Origin of the sequence: Priestia flexa NBRC 15715, from assembly GCF_001591565.1 — a bacterium.
In the GTDB taxonomy this organism is placed as follows: domain Bacteria; phylum Bacillota; class Bacilli; order Bacillales; family Bacillaceae_H; genus Priestia; species Priestia flexa.
Genome location: NZ_BCVD01000101.1, coordinates 1 through 15,455 on the forward strand (window position 1 = coordinate 1; position 15,455 = coordinate 15,455).

Genomic DNA, 15,455 nt, shown 5'->3' on the forward strand with positions numbered 1-15,455 from the left:
AAACAATAGCTATGGCCATATCTTTAGATTAACTGTGCGATTTCAGTTTTTCCTCTATCTTCTGCAGGAGTCGAGTGCCTTACGCTCCATTCCTTTTTCCAAATTGGTTTTTCCGAATAAACAAAAAACCTAACCAATCAAGAGTTATAAACTTTTGATTGGTTAGGTTTAGTAGGGACTGCACTACTTATGTCTCAGTTCTCTGCTGCGTTAAAATAATTGTCCAAGCTGCTTAAAGAGCGTATACACACCCATAACAGCCATAATGACTACAACAAAAGAGCCGAAAATGGTAAGCCAAAGCGGATGCTTATAGTCACCTACAATCTTTTTCTTGTATGCAGCTACAAGCATTGTGCCAAGCGAAATTGGTAAGATTAGTCCATTTAGAGCACCTGCTAAAATTAAGAGGGTAACGGGTTGACCAATTGTTAAAAACACCAATGTTGATACAGTGATGAAACCGATAATGACCCAGTTTTCATATTGAGCAATTTTTTCATTGAATGATTTAATAAATGACACAGATGTATAAGCTGAACCGATGACGGATGTAATCGCAGCTACCGCCATTACGACACCAAACAGCTTATAGCCGACATTGCTTCGTCATTTCCGATAACGTACGAACCAAAGCTTTCACCAAGATCACAGTTTAAATCGATTGTGAACATGCTAAAACCTCCTTTAATTTTTCATTCGTAACATTATTTTTAAGTGCTCAAGCAATCGCTCTTGCTTCATGAATCGTTCCTGAGCCGCTTGTAGTGAAATTTTCTGAAACTGCAGCTGTTTTCCAGGAGGTATTTGTGCAAGTGTAGAAAAATCAGCTGATGCAACCTGCCCAATTCTTGAGTAACCACCTGTTGTCTGATGATCAGCTAGTAGAATAATAGGCTGACCGTCACTTGGAACTTGAATGGTACCAAACGTAACGGCAGTTGATAATAGCTCCCGCTTGTTTGTTCGCTCCAGTATTGTACTCTCACTCTGTAATCGATACCCCATTCGATCTGATTGAGGAGTAACCGCATAGCTTGTGTCAAAAAAACTGCCTTACTTTCTTTTGTAAACCAAGCGTATTCAGGTCCTTCAATAACTGAAATTGTTGGGTTTTCTTCATATCGCGGCAAAAAATCGGGATGAATGGTCCAAAATGCTTGCTTGAACGGCTTATCCGTTTGCTTATTTAGTAGCCGATTACGAATGACTTCTCCCATTTTTGTTTTAGGATGACAAAACAGCTGATCTCCCGCTTGCAACGCACGCCCTTTAAACCCGCCAACTTCTGGACGTAATGACGTCGATAAACTTCCCATCACTGGGTCAATAATGAACGAACCGGATATGGATAAATAAGCGCGACATCCTGATTTTGGAACACCAAATGCTAGCATACTGCCTTTTGATACAAAAACAGGGCGCCACATCTTAACAGGTTCACCATCAATTGTTGGTGACAAATCGCCTCCCGTAATTGCGATGAGCGTATCTTCTTCAAACCTAATCTTAGGTCCCATCAAGGTAATTTCTAGTGCTGCTTTTTCTTCTTCATTTCCAACAAGTAAGTTCGCAATTCGAAGAGCAAGAACATCCATCGCTCCACTCACGATAATTCCTTCCTTTTGAAACCCTTGTCTTCCCAAATCCTGAACAGTTGTTAGTAATCCTGGACGGATGATATTAACACTCATGGTCACCCTCCTTTTGAGCCACATATTCTTCTTTGGTAATCGGTATAAAACGAATGGAATCTCCTGCTTGCAAAAGAACCGGTTTATGGTCTAGCGGATTAAATAATGACAGTGGCGTTCGCCCAATGATTTGCCAACCTCCTGGTGTTTCAAGCGGATAAATACCTGTTTGTCCTCCTGCAATTCCAACTGACCCTTTTGGTATAGATGCCTGAGGTTTTTCCTTTCGCGGGGTGGCTAACCTTTCGTCCATTCCACCTAAGTATGGAAAGCCAGGAGCGAACCCAATCATATAAACTAGATAGTCTCCTGATGAGTGCACCTTGATTACTTCTTCTTCCGTTAGTTGATGATAGTTTGCAACATGGGCTAAATCCGGTCCAAACTCATCACCGTAGCAAACCGGTATTTCAACAATGCGAGATGTTAATTCACCTTCAGCTTTTGGGATTTGAAGAAGCGCTTCTACTTTACTTTTTACGATTTCATAGGGGGCTTTTCCAATTCGATTAAAAAAGTAGTGGGGCTTATAGTAAATCGTTACAGTTGTAAAAGCAGGTACATATTCAATCATGCCTTCAAAACGATTAGCTTCAAGAATTGCTATAAACTGCTGGATATTTGTATGTATTGTTGGATGAATAACCTCACCGAATGAGACAACGATGCCGCTATCTCCCAATGGATAAATGTTGTATTCAGTGTTCACTCGTTATCCACTCCTTTCTTCTCTTCTATTGTCTCTTGAATGTAATCGTTCAATTCCTACCTCAAAAAAATTACAGACTACGTTTCACTTAATCAAAAGAATCTCATTGTTTCAAGTTTTCAATCATAATTGTGCCAAAAGAAACAGATTACAATCTAGCCAAGCAAAAGAAAAAGCACTAAAGAACTAAGAGAATTTTCCTTCTCAGTTCTTTAAATGCCTCTTCTTGCGAAATCTACAAATCGAAATTTATCCAATCTGTGTCTCGATTCCGTATATTGAAATAAACTTGCATCGTTAAGATAAACATAATTTCGTACAACGACGATGTGGGTATAGTCTTTTAAATCTAAATAGCGCTCATCGTCTTCCGTTACTTCATCTACAGAAATTTCTTTTTTAGCAAAACTGATGCTTAAACCTACTTCTTTTTCTAAGTACTCATAGATAGACCCTTCACAAATTTCACGAGTTAAATGAGGAACCTTTTTTTGTAAAAAGAAATCTTTGTCTAAGATAATTTTTTCACCATCTATTGCACGTGCACGTACCACCTTCCAAACTGAGTCTCGCGATGTACTGTTTAGCTGCGTACACAACTCACTATCAGGCTTAATTAACTCAAAGTCCTCAACCACTGTTCTTGATTCATGTCCAAGTTTTTCTGCCATCTCTTTAAAACTAACAAGACCTGAAATCGGAAAATCAAAGCGAGATACTTCTAAGACATAAGATCCCTTGCCTTTAATCTTTTGAATATAGCCGTTTTGTGATAAAAGGTTCAAGGCTTTTCGAATGGTTTCACGAGACGTGTTGTACGTCACAACCAGCTCATTTTCTGAAGGTAGCTTCGTATGAGGCGGCCATTTCTTCTGTTTAATGTTTTCCACTAGTTCTTCATAGATTTGCATAAACTTATTTTCTTTCATGACTTCACCTACCTTCATTTATTTTATAAAAAGAACGATGAGCTGTCACTCATCGTTCACTTTTTAAGGCGATATACAATTGATTCATAAGGACGAAGCTGAACTTTAGCATACTCTAAAGTTGAATCATCATAGTTTGATAATAAAATTTCGCATTTGTATCCTTCAACATCAACCGTTTCAGGTAGTTCAAACGTTACGTCTTCCCCATAGAAATTATTCACTACGAGCAGCTTTTCATTAGCTCCGTTTCGCACGTATGCAAATAGCGCTGGGTGATCGCTTAAAATAAGCTCATAGTTTCCGCTTGTAATAATATCATACTGTTTTCTAAGCTTAATCAGCGCTTGGTAATGATAAAAAACGGATGTTTTATCTTCTAAAGCACGCTCTACATTTAATTCCCTATAGTTGGAAGCAACATTAATCCAAGGCGCTCCTGTCGTAAAACCCGCATGCTCTTTATCATTCCACTGCACTGGTGTGCGCGAGTTGTCGCGAGACTTTGCTTTTAAGATTGAAATAATCTCTTTCTCACTCATGCCTTCGTTACGCTTAATGTCATAAATGTTAAGTGACTCTACGTCACGATAGTCGGAAATATCATTGAAACCTGGATTTGTCATCCCAATTTCTTCACCTTGATAAATATAAGGCGTACCTTGCATCATATGAATAGTCGTAGCAAGCATTTTAGCAGACTTCTCATGAAATTCCTTGTCGTTTCCATAGCGAGAAACTACCCTTGGCTGATCGTGGTTACACCAAAACAGTGCGTTCCACCCTCCACCTCTGTTCATCTCAACTTGCCATGTTGATAATATCTCTTTAAGCTTTAGAAAATCAAATTCACCTACTGACCACTTTTCACCATTAGGATAATCGACCTTTAAATGGTGAAAGTTAAACGTCATGCTTAATTCTTGGCGGTCGGGACGCGTATAGTTGATACAATGATCAATCGTGGTTGAAGACATTTCACCAACCGTCATACTATCGTATTTTGAAAACACTTCTTCGTTCATTTCTTTCATATACTCGTGAACACGAGGTCCATCTGTATAAAACTTACGACCGTCTCCAGGAGGAACCGTCCCGTCGTCATCTAAAAATCGCTGATCCTTCGAAATTAGGTTAATAACATCTAAGCGAAAGCCATCAACACCTTTTTCGAACCAAAAGTGCATCATATCATACACTTGCTTACGAACCGTTTCATTTTCCCAGTTTAGGTCCGCTTGGGTTACGTCGAACAAATGAAGATACGATTGATCCGTTAGTTCATCATGCTCCCACGCGGAACCGCCAAATTTAGAAATCCAGTTCGTAGGCGCAGAGCCATCTTCTTTTTCGTCTTTCCAAATGTAAAAATCACGGTACGGATTATCCTTTGATTTTCGCGCTTCCTGAAACCACTCATGCTCTGTTGATGTATGGTTTACTACAATATCCATAATGACTTTAATATCGCGACTATGAGCTTCTGTTAATAAGCGTTCAAAGTCTTCCATCGTTCCATACTCACTGTGAATTGAAAAATAATCACTAATATCGTATCCATTGTCGCGCTGAGGCGATTGATAAATTGGGGTAAGCCATACGACATCAACCCCAAGTGTATTTAAATAATCTAGCTTCTCTATAATTCCGTTAATATCTCCAACGCCATTCCCAGACGTATCATAAAAACTTTTCGGATAAATTTGATAAACAACCGACTTTTTCCACCACGGCTGCGTCATCTTCATCACCATCACTTTCTATAAAATCATTTTGTCATCATGCTTTTTTCTTTTGTAACGTTCCAAAAAGTAGCGTTAAAACAAACGGCACAACGACTACAATTGCCATCCCGATTAAAAAAGCTCCCCAATCACTTGGTAAAATGGATAGCGGTGCAGGAATTCCTCCCACTCCAATTGATGCTGCTTTTACCCCGCTCATTGTGACAATAACGCCTGCAATAGCGGAACCAATGATAGCTGAAATAAAAGCAAATCGATAGCGTAAGTTTACTCCAAACATAGCGGGCTCCGTAATTCCTAACCATGCAGATACTCCTGATGTTAATGATAATCCGCGCAGCTTTTCATCGTTTTTAGCTAATGTCATCATGGCAAATGCAGCTGACCCTTGCGCAATGTTTGATAATGCAACCATTGGCCATAAGAACGTGCCACCGATGCTACCAATCAGCTGAAGATCAACGGCTAAGAACGTATGATGCATTCCCGTAATAACAAGAGGTGCATACAACCCACCGTAAATGATACCACCGATAAACGGAGCTGTTTCAAACAGCCACACCACCCCTGCTGTAATGACGTTTCCCATCGCAAACGTTACAGGTCCAATGGCAATGAATGCAAGGAATCCAGTAACTAGTAGCGCAACAGGTGCTACAACTAAAAGCTGAAATCCATCCGGAATTCGCTTTCTTAAAAAGAGTTCAATTTTAGCAAGTACTAATGATGCAACTAATACAGGTAGTACTTGACCTTGATAGCCTACCTTTTCAACTTCTAACCCAAATAAGTTCCACGTATCAATGTTACCTTTTTGAAGTGCTTCACCATATCCCCATGCATTTAATAAGTCTGGGTGAACAAGCATTAATCCTAGCACAATACCTAGTAGCGGACTTCCTCCAAAACGATTAACAGCTGACCAACCAATGAGACCCGGTAAAAAGACAAATGCGGTATTTGATATCAAGTTGATCATACTCGCTAAATCTTTCCACTGTGTATGAACATCTACGAGAGACTTATCATCATAGAAGATTCCTGCCCCGGTTAAAATATTGTTAATCCCCATTAACAAACCAGCCGTTACGATGGCAGGTAAGATTGGGATAAAGATGTCAGCTAAGGTTTTAATAGCTCGCTGCAATGGGTTTAAATTTTTCGCAGCTTCATTTTTCACTTCTTCTTTTGATAATTCTCCGATACCTGTAATCGTTACCATTTCTTTGTATACTTTGTCAACTGTTCCCTGACCAATGACCACCTGGAATTGTCCATTTGTTGAGAAGAAACCTTTGACTAAATCATGATTATTTAGCGCTTCTTCATTTACTTTCTTTTCATCATGCAGCACTAAGCGCAAGCGCGTTACGCAATGAGTTGCTGCTGAAATATTTTCTTTTCCCCCAACGGCTTCAATAATCTGCTCAACAGATGTACGATTTACAGCCATAATCCTCTTCCTCCTTGTTATCGCTTTCATCTCTTATAAAAAAGTACCCTTATTTTTAATTACCCTAACGCATAGAAAAAGATAGCGTATTCAAAACTTGTATATACATGTATTGTGTGTCCTATATTAACCTGTATATACAAGTTAGTCAACAGAAAAAAAAGCATTCTTTAAAAGAATGCCTCGGTTACACATGTGAATTTATCGTGTTTTTCTTTTGATTGAACCATTTGTCAATTAGACCGCTACCTAATAGTACACCCGCTACAATAAATAGGAAGCCAAATAGCTGAGCTGCTTGTATTTCTTCTTTTAAGAAAATAGCTGAGCTAACAAGCGCAAAAAAAGGATTTAAATTGACAAAAATGGATGACTCTGCCGGTCCAATATGTTGAACAGCTTGATTGTAGACCATATGCCCAAATGCTGTTGCGAGCAGCGCAGAACCTAAGAACAATAGCCACAAGTCCACTCTTGTTTGTGCCATCGTTTGTAATCCATTCGGCTCTAAAATAAAGCTAATCCCAAGTAAAAAAGCTGAACCGGTTACCAGCATCCACCCCGTCATCAAACGCGCATCCAACGTTGTTGAAGCACGTCGAATAAATACATAACTAATGGCTTGCGTTAAGATTGATAAAAAGACAAACAAATCACCCTTTGTTCCACCTGTGACCGCTCCGCTTCCAGCTAATACGATAAAAGCAACTCCAGAAAAACCGCTCACTACGCCGATAAATCGGAAAAATGTTAGCCTCGTACCTAAAAAGAAAACCGCGCAAATTGTCGTTAAAATTGGACTCAAGCCTAAAATTAACGCCCCGTTTGATGCACTGGTTTCTTTTAACCCCGTTGACAAAAAGAAGTGATGACAAACAACGTTAAAGAACCCAACCATCGTAATAAACAAAAGCTCTTTCAGGGTAATTTTGCGTAGTGACTTTGTGACTTTAAGAAAAACCAAAACGGCAATTCCCGCAAAAAGAATTCGAAAAGCCGTCATCGTAACGGGAGCAAATGCACCTACGAGTAGCTTTAACGCAACGACGTTTACCCCCCATAGCAACATGACGAATACTAAAACACCGTAAATCTTATACTTATTCAATGACTCTCCCACCTAACCTACCGTTCTTATCCATTATTTTCAACTTCTCTATTGTAACGCTAATATAGTTGAATTTCTAGATATTCTTCACTCGAAATAATTACGAAAATCGACTCTTCGTGATATGATAGCGTAGCAATCACACAGAAAAAGGAGCGCTTATACATGATCGAGATACGACTCGCCGGCGACAGCAAAGAAATTGAAGAAATGATTAAAAGCTTCGAAAAGCATTACGATGTCAAACATCAATCTCTTGAATACAATCGAAGCAATAACCCAAAGTATGCGAATCGTAAAACGACGCGGGTTTATTTATCGATGGGGTTAAAACAAGGAAACTAATTTATCTTACTTTTACAAATACTTCAGTCTGTATTATAATTCCATTAATATTTCATAGATAGAAAGAGGTTACGACATGGATCAAACCATCGTTTTAGTTGGATTTATGGGCGTGGGGAAAACAACGATTGGACAAGCACTTGCCCGTAAACTCGATTTTCAATTTATTGATACGGACCAGCGTATTGAAGCCGAAATGGGCATGCAAACAACAGATATTTTTCGCGTTCACGGAGAAGCATTTTTTCGACAAAAAGAAAAAGAAACGATTACGCAGCTTGTAAAAAAGAAAAAGACTGTTTTGTCTCTTGGAGGAGGCGCTTTTTTACAAGCTGCCATTCGAGATACCTGCTTGCAAGACGGTATTGTTATTTGTTTATCTCTATCTTTTGACGGGTGGAAAGAACGATTAGATGATTTACTTCCAACGCGCCCCGTTTTACAAGGAAAGAGTTTAGTGGAAATAGAAGAACTATTTTATAATCGCCAAGCTATTTATCAATCTCACCATAAAAAAGTTGTAACGGATGCCTTAACACCTGAAGAAGTGGCTGATGAAATTATTGAGTTTGTTCTTAAGAAAAACTAAAAGACGCCTTCTGCTTTCGTGCAGAAGGCGTCTTTTCTTAATGACTCATCATATAGAAGTTAATAAAAAAAGCAATTGTGATAATGTACATCATCCAGTGAATTTCTCGGTAGCGTCCAGTGAAGAGCTTAATAGCGGTATACGAAATAAAACCAAACGCCAACCCTTCAGCGATGCTGTAAGTTAACGGCATCATAATAATGGTTAAAAACGCTGGAACCACTTCCGTAAAATCATCAAAGTTGACGTTTTTAATATCGCTAAGCATTAAAGAGCCAATAATAATTAGCGCTGGCGCCGTTGCAACCGATGGAATAAAGTCGATTAACGGAGCGAAGAAAAGGGTACATAAAAACAGAACAGCTACCGTTAATGCTTTTAACCCAGTACGTCCACCTTCTGCAATTCCTGTTGCATTTTCGATGTACGTGTTTAAAGCTGTACTACCGAAGATAGCGCTCGCCATTGTTCCAACTGAATCCGCTGCTAATGCGCGATTTAAATTTGGAATCTTGCCGTTCTCATCAACTAAGTTTGCTTTTTTCGATAAACCAATTAGCGTTGCAAGCGTATCGAAAAGTTCTACAATTGTAAATGAGAAGACAACGGAAAAGATCCCGTAAGCGATGGCACCTTTTAAATCCATTTGCATAAACGTGTCACCAATTGTTGGTGGGGTCGCTGAAAACACGTCGCTGATAGCGGTTGGTGGTGCTTGAAACCCAACAACCATTGCTACTGCAGTCGTTGCAAAAATACTAATAATTAGCGCACCCTTTACGTGTTTAGCCATTAAAACAGCTGCCAAAATCAAACCGAATATTGTCAATAATGGCCCCTTGTCCAACACGTTTCCAACGCCAACAAATGTTGATTCATTGGCTACAACAAGCCCTGCATTTTTTAATCCTATAAACGCAACAAACAAACCAATTCCAACAGCAATTGATGCTTTTAGAACGTTGGGAATGGCATCGACGATTTTGCTACGAATACCGGTTACGGTTAATAAAAAGAATAAAATACCAGATATAAAGACAGCACCAAGAGCCGTTTGCCACGATAGGCCTTGTCCTAGCACAACCGAATACGTAAAGAATGCATTTAATCCCATACCAGGACCAGTAACGATTGGAAAGTTAGCCCATAGCGCCATAAGTATTGTACTGAATACAATGGCATAAATCGTTGCTGCTAACGCTGCTTCTTTCGGAATACCAGCGTCAGATAAAATAAGCGGATTGACGATAACCATGTAGCTAACGGTCATAAAAGTGGTTAAGCCCGCTAAAATTTCTTGTTTTGGCGTTGTTTGACGTTCCGAGAGTTTAAACACGCGCTCTAATATACTACTACGCTCCAAAACATGCGCCTCCCTGTTTATTGTTATAACATAACCTCAATCTGTGATGATCAGGCGTCTTGAACAACTAATTTCTTCATTAGAGCTCATACAAAAACATAATAAGCGGCAGAGAGAACTCCACCACTTATTATGGCTAGAATGTACACTTTTCACATCTTGAAGTAAAATCTTTTGTCCTATTATAGTCCTAATTATGAAAGATGCAAAGGCGGAAAACGTTATCATAATAAAACTTTTTATATTCTATTTATTTTTAATTTTCAAATTAACGATACTAGTAAAAAGTTTAGCTGCTTTTTTACGACGTAAGTAGCGCTACTCTTTTTAATAAACGCTCGATAGTGCCATTGGCTTCTTTTAAAACAATTCTCTCATCAATTGTTTTTAAGACTCGGTTATCCATCACAATTTGGCCATCCACCATCGTTATTTCCACATCTCCTCGCGTAGCTGAATAAACAACGCGCGAGATTGGGTCCACACCATATGATGGAAACGTATGAAGCTGATAAAGGTTCATCATAGCTAAGTCGGCTTTTTTCCCAACCTCAATACTTCCAATTTCATTTTCAAGCCCAACAGCTTTGGCTCCACCAATCGTTGCCATTTCAAGCACATGCTTCGCATTCATCGCTGTAGGCCCATAGGACGGCTTATGAATCGTTGCTGCAAGGCGCATTTCATTAAACATATCGAGGTTATTATTACAAGGCGCGCCATCTGCTCCTAAACTTAGACAAATGCCCTGTTCATGAAGATGTGGAATCTCAGCAAATCCCGAAGCAAGTTTCATATTTGAGCCTGGGCAATGACTCACCTTTACTCCTCTATCTTTAATCACTGCCTTTTCCTGGTCATTCAGCCAGACACAGTGTGCTAAAATTAACCGCTCATTGGCTAACCCTAAGTGATCTAAGTATAAAATATTTCGCATGCCTGTTTCTTCTTCTACAATTCGAATTTCCTCTTGGTTTTCAGACGCATGCGTATGTACATGCACACCGTAAGTCGCGGATAAGTGCGCAACTTCTCTTAGTAAATCTTCCGTACACGAAATAACAAATCGGGGAGAAAACGCGTACTGAATGCGGTCATTATAAGATCCGTGCCATTTCTCAAGCAGCTTAACACTTTCCGCAATTGAGGAAGCGGTTGTTTCCTGTAATGCTTTTGGCATGTTGTCCGCTTTTTTATCCATCATTACTTTACCAGCAATGGCGCGAATACCACTTTGTGCAATAGCTTCAAATGCCGAATCAGTATGATGCACGGTTTCCATATCCACGATAGTTGTAGTGCCACTTTTAATGAGCTCGCCAATACCTAATAATGCGGAATAATAAATAGATTCTTCATCATGCGCAGCTTCTAAAGGCCATATTTTCTTTTGAAGCCAATCCATCAACTCCAAGTCATCGCCTTGTCCGCGAAACATCGTTTGGCATAAATGAATGTGAGTATGAATGAAACCAGGAACAATTGTCCGATTTGTTCCATCAATGACTTTATCGACTTTTTCCGGTGATAACCCTTTACCAATGGCAGCGATACGGTCTCCTACTATGTATAGATCTCCATATACAATGTCATTCTTTTCGTTCATCGTAATAATTTCCGCGTTTTTAATTAAAATATGCTGCATTCCTTCAAGCCCCCTACTCTCTCTTTAAATCCATCGTTCTCTTGCGTTTCATTATATATCAAAAATAACTAATTATTCTGTCTATTGAAAAGGTAAAAAAAATTCCTAGCTGATTTACGCAGCTAGGAAGGTGGATCCACGAAAAATCCCAAGTCCCTTTTTCAAGAGGTTATACGAAATCGCAGGAGAATAATGTGATCTTGAATACATCATATTCTCTTTTTAACAGTAATGCCAGGAAAATGTCAGAAAACCTTACATACTTTTTTATATTTACATTTCTCCGATGTATTTCAACACATTTATTATTAAATTGTTTTAAAAGAAATTTGTCGTTTTTCCAGGAAAATATGGTAAAGTAATAGTCGTTACGATTCTATTTACCTAGTAATTATGGAAAGGGCCGACACCAAATGTTAAAAAAAGAAATGCTTTTTTGTGTATCAATCATACTTTTAGGCTTCACTTTTTTTGCAACAAAACCCGCTTCAGCAATGAGTACGGGATCTGAGCGATATACTATTTCTTCATATGTTGCTTATCTTAATACCCAGGGAGAGTCAGATTCAGCAGAGCAATTTTCAGCTTTATCTCCTGAACAGCAAGAAAAAGTTATCTACTACTTAAATCACCCAGACGAGCTACTTAATTCTATTGAAGTAACGGAATCCGTTGATTACGATGACGCGCCTACAAGCAATACAGCAGTAGCATCTGCATATGCAACGTCACGTTTTTCCACATTATCGTCTGGTGTATCACGCACGGCTTCCTATACAGCACAGTATAAAATTGCAGGGTTTACTACTACGCAAGTGAAAGCTACAGTCTATTATTCCACAAGTGGATCTAACGTTACGTCCGTACAAAGTGTGAGCGGAAAAGTTGTGAAAAACGTCAATCCCCTAGTCTCAATTTCAAAACAAAATTCCAAAACATGGGTCTCTTCTAACCGTGCTTACGGACAAATTGATTGGAATTGGAAGGTTGGGTTCAAAACAGCTGGTGTAAAGCGTCAAACTGTATATGGTACAGCCAGCGGTTCATCAGGTGGTTCATCTTCTACTCTTTAAATGAATGGAGGAGGTATTCCTTATGAAGAAATTGTCGCTGTGGATCATCGGTATCACAATTGCGCTGCTTCTTTTGTTTATTATAGCAGGGTATGCTTCTTTCTATAGCAACTAAGGCAGATTATATTGGTTCACTTCTACTCTTTATCATAGGAAACCCCCGCTTTGTGTAAAGCGAGGGTTTTTCTTAACCAATGTATGTGCTTGAGCCTATTTGACTCACAACAAGAGGGAGCTTATCGTAATCAACTTCAACGAGGACATCACGATGAACATAAAATTGGCTAAGGTAGCGGAAACCAACACGCGTAATGTATGACGTTAAGTAAGCAGACTCTGTTGCGTTTTCTTTTCTCTTTTTATTTAGCAGTTCAATAATTCCTTCAGCGGATTTAACGCCTACGCCGTGTCCAAAATACAAGTCGTCCCCAACGATAATCGTATTTTCACCTTGCCATTGAGGGGTATCTTCATGGTAATCAGGGTTTTTGAAATAAGCGCAGTCTCCCTCTAAAAAATCATAACCATGATGATTTTGAAGATTTAAATCTTCATCAAAATTACCGCTATATAATACTAAATTCGTAAATAATTGATTAAAATCCCTCTCTCCAATACTCTCCAACACACCTTTATAAAAAACCATAACAATCGCAACCGCACATTCAAACGCATAGAGCGAACCATTAAAGAAAATATCGTTTAATGCGACGGATGGCAACACGTTCTCTTTTAGCTTAAATCCTCCTTTTTCGGTTCGAAGCCAATATGTTTCGTTACATTCAGATTCTTTAAAAGTTGCAAATCTCGCACCACTTCTATACAACAGATACGATGCTTCTACAATTCGTAGGCGGGTAGTCAGCTCAAAATCTAACTGCATAATATTGTCATACCGATAAATTGTTTGATACTGAGTCATTTTTCTCAAAATCTGTGCTTTATTAGCTTCAAGCATGCTATATGGTACTGCATTCATATTTAATGCACGACCCTGCACAATAATAATAAGTGCGTCCCCCTTTCACTTACGTTCTTTTTATCATACGAGTGAAAGAGAGCTTTTATGAGAACGAAAGAAAAGGTGTATTCTAGTCTAGCTCTGCCTGCCTCTTCGTAAATTCGTCTTTTATAGCACAAAGCGTGTCCTCTTCAGTTAATAAACGTAAGCCAATGAGAGCAAGACCTTTTGTCCCTTGAAGTAACCCTTTGTCACCTTCTGGAGATTTAGCTGCTTCACGAAATTCATCAGTGTGCCAAGCCAGCGTTTCAGCACCGATTTTGATATAAGGGTGAATAGTTGGTACCACTTGACTAACATTTCCTGCATCAGATGAGCCAATTCCAGGCTTATGCGCCGTATCTACGTCTTCGCCTAATTCTGTAAATACTTCTTCAAATACTCGATCAAAAGCGCGGTTTAGTTGAATATGATCTACTTTATTTTGAATGAAATATGCGTTAAGTTTAGCACCAGTTGCCATAGCCGCTCCCTTTGCGATTTGCTGTACTCTCTCCGTCACTTGATCACACTCTTTACGCGTTTGTGCGCGAATATAAAAGCGCGCTTTTGCATAGTCGGGAACAATATTGGGAGTCGTTCCTCCGTCTGTAATAATGCCGTGAATTTTCACACCATCCTTTACATGTTGACGAAGTGCGTTCACTCCATTGAATAACTGAATAACCGCATCTAACGCGTTAATGCCTTCTTCAGGAGCTGATGCTGCGTGAGATGCCTGTCCATAAAACTCAAAATCAATAGGATCCACAGCTAGCGTTGTCCCTGTAATACACGTTTCTTTTCCAGGGTGAACCATCATGCAAGCATTTAAGTCTTGCACAAGGCCCGCTTTCACAAAGCTTCCTTTTGCACTTCCATTCGGTTCACCTTCTTCCGCTGGGGTGCCCAACACAACAAGCTCTCCTCCTATTTCGTCAAGCACTTGGCTAAGCGCAATCGCTGCTCCTACGCTAGTTGTTCCAATAATGTTATGACCACAAGCATGTCCAAGCCCTGGAAGCGCATCATACTCCGCAAGAAATCCAATTCTCGGTCCTTTTTTTGCGGATGCTTTTTTTGCTAAAAATGCTGTATCATGTCCAGCTACCCCGCGTTCCACGGTAAAGTCTGCTTCTTCTAGCAGCTTACATAAGAGATAAGATGCAAATTTCTCTTCATTTCCGATTTCAGGATGGTCGTGGATTGCATGACTTGTATCTATGTAAGTTTGAGCTTGTTGGTTAATATACTCAATAACGCTTTCTTTAAGCTTTTCTATCTGTAAATTCATTCTTACACCCCATTTACTAAAAATAAAAAGGAAGCTTCATAGAAGAAGCTTCCTTATCTAAAGAACCTGCTTCTTATCGTTCAAGCTGCTAAGCGCTTGCTGGAATTAGCACAGTGCAATCAGCCTGTTGCTGAGGTGTCATAGGGCCAGGTCCCTCTACCTCTCTAGATAAGAAAACGTACAGTATGTAGTTATAAAATAATAAAACCTCCACTTACAGTGTCTTAATGACTGTAAGAAGAGGTTGGGATCACGTAAGTAAGAACCAGCTCTCTTCTTATCTATCAAGCACTGCTTGTTGGAGTTGGCACGGTTCAAATGTCCGTTGCCGAGGTTTCACAGGGCCAGTCCCTCCACCTCTCTGGATAAGAAGTTTGTCGAATATTGTAGAATATTGTTGATAACTTAAATCCTATGTTACACGCTGAGCAAAGGAATGTCAATGACTTTTCTGAAAAGATTTTTCTTTCTAACAATATGATACCGCTATCATAACTAGACCAACAAG

13 protein-coding genes, 2 pseudogenes and 2 riboswitches are annotated in these 15,455 nt (G+C 39.3%); of the genes and pseudogenes, 3 read left to right on the forward strand and 12 right to left on the reverse strand.

The features are described 5' to 3' along the window. Nucleotides 1-210 precede the first annotated feature (210 nt). The 8 genes and pseudogenes from BFL01S_RS15120 to BFL01S_RS15150 all read right to left on the reverse strand — a co-directional run. Nucleotides 211-603: pseudogene (locus BFL01S_RS15120) on the reverse strand (divalent metal cation transporter); the annotation flags it as partial. After that, a complete protein-coding gene (locus tag BFL01S_RS20490) occupies nucleotides 573-674 on the reverse strand; it encodes a LamB/YcsF family protein (protein WP_226372938.1) in 102 nt (33 codons plus the stop codon). The gene BFL01S_RS20490 and the pseudogene BFL01S_RS15120, both read right to left, overlap by 31 nt. A gap of 13 nt (nucleotides 675-687) precedes the next feature. Next, nucleotides 688-1,718: pseudogene (locus tag BFL01S_RS15125) on the reverse strand (5-oxoprolinase subunit C family protein). Beyond that, nucleotides 1,684-2,403, reverse strand: coding sequence for a 5-oxoprolinase subunit PxpB (pxpB, locus tag BFL01S_RS15130; RefSeq protein ID WP_025908257.1), 720 nt, complete (start codon nucleotides 2,401-2,403; stop codon nucleotides 1,684-1,686). Before pxpB ends, BFL01S_RS15125 begins: the two are co-directional and overlap by 35 nt. A gap of 212 nt (nucleotides 2,404-2,615) precedes the next feature. Next, on the reverse strand, nucleotides 2,616-3,332 hold the full coding sequence (gene treR / locus BFL01S_RS15135; protein ID WP_061786184.1) for a trehalose operon repressor: 717 nt from the start codon (nucleotides 3,330-3,332) through the stop codon (nucleotides 2,616-2,618). A 56-nt stretch (nucleotides 3,333-3,388) separates the two neighbouring features. Beyond that, nucleotides 3,389-5,074 (reverse strand): alpha,alpha-phosphotrehalase, encoded by a 1,686-nt coding sequence (gene treC, locus BFL01S_RS15140; RefSeq protein ID WP_061786185.1) that lies wholly within the window; start codon nucleotides 5,072-5,074, stop codon nucleotides 3,389-3,391. A 37-nt stretch (nucleotides 5,075-5,111) separates the two neighbouring features. Next, nucleotides 5,112-6,530 (reverse strand): PTS system trehalose-specific EIIBC component, encoded by a 1,419-nt coding sequence (gene treP / locus BFL01S_RS15145; protein WP_061786186.1) that lies wholly within the window; start codon nucleotides 6,528-6,530, stop codon nucleotides 5,112-5,114. Between the two features lie 187 nt (nucleotides 6,531-6,717). Beyond that, the gene (locus BFL01S_RS15150; protein ID WP_025908261.1) at nucleotides 6,718-7,638 is read right to left on the reverse strand and encodes a DMT family transporter; all 921 of its coding nucleotides are present in this window, start codon (nucleotides 7,636-7,638) and stop codon (nucleotides 6,718-6,720) included. A 165-nt stretch (nucleotides 7,639-7,803) separates the two neighbouring features. On the opposite strand from BFL01S_RS15150, the gene BFL01S_RS15155 reads away from it, so the two are divergent. After that, on the forward strand, nucleotides 7,804-7,983 hold the full coding sequence (locus BFL01S_RS15155) for a YvzF family protein (RefSeq protein WP_025908262.1): 180 nt from the start codon (nucleotides 7,804-7,806) through the stop codon (nucleotides 7,981-7,983). A gap of 76 nt (nucleotides 7,984-8,059) precedes the next feature. Further along, complete coding sequence (locus BFL01S_RS15160) at nucleotides 8,060-8,572, forward strand: shikimate kinase (RefSeq protein ID WP_025908263.1); 513 nt, start codon at nucleotides 8,060-8,062, stop codon at nucleotides 8,570-8,572. A 37-nt stretch (nucleotides 8,573-8,609) separates the two neighbouring features. Here BFL01S_RS15160 and BFL01S_RS15165 read toward each other — a convergent pair whose 3' ends face one another. Together BFL01S_RS15165 and BFL01S_RS15170 are read right to left on the reverse strand one after the other, a co-directional pair. After that, nucleotides 8,610-9,935 carry an NCS2 family permease gene (locus BFL01S_RS15165; protein ID WP_025908264.1) on the reverse strand — a complete coding sequence of 442 codons (1,326 nt, stop codon included), beginning with the start codon at nucleotides 9,933-9,935 and terminating at the stop codon, nucleotides 8,610-8,612. 301 nt (nucleotides 9,936-10,236) lie between these two features. Then, nucleotides 10,237-11,580, reverse strand: a complete 1,344-nt coding sequence (locus BFL01S_RS15170) for a 5'-deoxyadenosine deaminase (RefSeq protein ID WP_061786187.1) — start codon at nucleotides 11,578-11,580, stop codon at nucleotides 10,237-10,239. Between the two features lie 428 nt (nucleotides 11,581-12,008). Between BFL01S_RS15170 and BFL01S_RS15175 the strand changes: the two genes are divergently transcribed. Next, nucleotides 12,009-12,653, forward strand: coding sequence for a hypothetical protein (locus BFL01S_RS15175; RefSeq protein ID WP_218008539.1), 645 nt, complete (start codon nucleotides 12,009-12,011; stop codon nucleotides 12,651-12,653). Between the two features lie 187 nt (nucleotides 12,654-12,840). Here BFL01S_RS15175 and BFL01S_RS15180 read toward each other — a convergent pair whose 3' ends face one another. Both BFL01S_RS15180 and BFL01S_RS15185 read right to left on the reverse strand, forming a co-directional pair. After that, complete coding sequence (locus BFL01S_RS15180; RefSeq protein ID WP_235859242.1) at nucleotides 12,841-13,653, reverse strand: protein-glutamine gamma-glutamyltransferase; 813 nt, start codon at nucleotides 13,651-13,653, stop codon at nucleotides 12,841-12,843. Between the two features lie 91 nt (nucleotides 13,654-13,744). Further along, entirely contained in the window at nucleotides 13,745-14,947 is a 1,203-nt protein-coding gene (locus tag BFL01S_RS15185; protein WP_061786188.1) for a M20 family metallopeptidase, read from the reverse strand. A gap of 70 nt (nucleotides 14,948-15,017) precedes the next feature. After that, nucleotides 15,018-15,122, reverse strand: a riboswitch (SAM riboswitch). 99 nt (nucleotides 15,123-15,221) lie between these two features. After that, a riboswitch (SAM riboswitch) is annotated at nucleotides 15,222-15,319 on the reverse strand. Between the last annotated feature and the right edge of the window lie 136 nt (nucleotides 15,320-15,455).

Coding starts and splice junctions, on each gene's coding strand:
- BFL01S_RS20490 (WP_226372938.1), bottom strand. CDS start 674: ATGTTCACAATCGATTTAAACTGTGATCTTGGTGAAAGCTTTGGTTCG.
- treR (WP_061786184.1), bottom strand. CDS start 3,332: ATGAAAGAAAATAAGTTTATGCAAATCTATGAAGAACTAGTGGAAAAC.
- treC (WP_061786185.1), bottom strand. CDS start 5,074: ATGACGCAGCCGTGGTGGAAAAAGTCGGTTGTTTATCAAATTTATCCG.
- treP (WP_061786186.1), bottom strand. CDS start 6,530: ATGGCTGTAAATCGTACATCTGTTGAGCAGATTATTGAAGCCGTTGGG.
- BFL01S_RS15155 (WP_025908262.1), top strand. CDS start 7,804: ATGATCGAGATACGACTCGCCGGCGACAGCAAAGAAATTGAAGAAATG.
- BFL01S_RS15160 (WP_025908263.1), top strand. CDS start 8,060: ATGGATCAAACCATCGTTTTAGTTGGATTTATGGGCGTGGGGAAAACA.
- BFL01S_RS15170 (WP_061786187.1), bottom strand. CDS start 11,580: ATGCAGCATATTTTAATTAAAAACGCGGAAATTATTACGATGAACGAA.
- BFL01S_RS15175 (WP_218008539.1), top strand. CDS start 12,009: ATGCTTTTTTGTGTATCAATCATACTTTTAGGCTTCACTTTTTTTGCA.
- BFL01S_RS15185 (WP_061786188.1), bottom strand. CDS start 14,947: ATGAATTTACAGATAGAAAAGCTTAAAGAAAGCGTTATTGAGTATATT.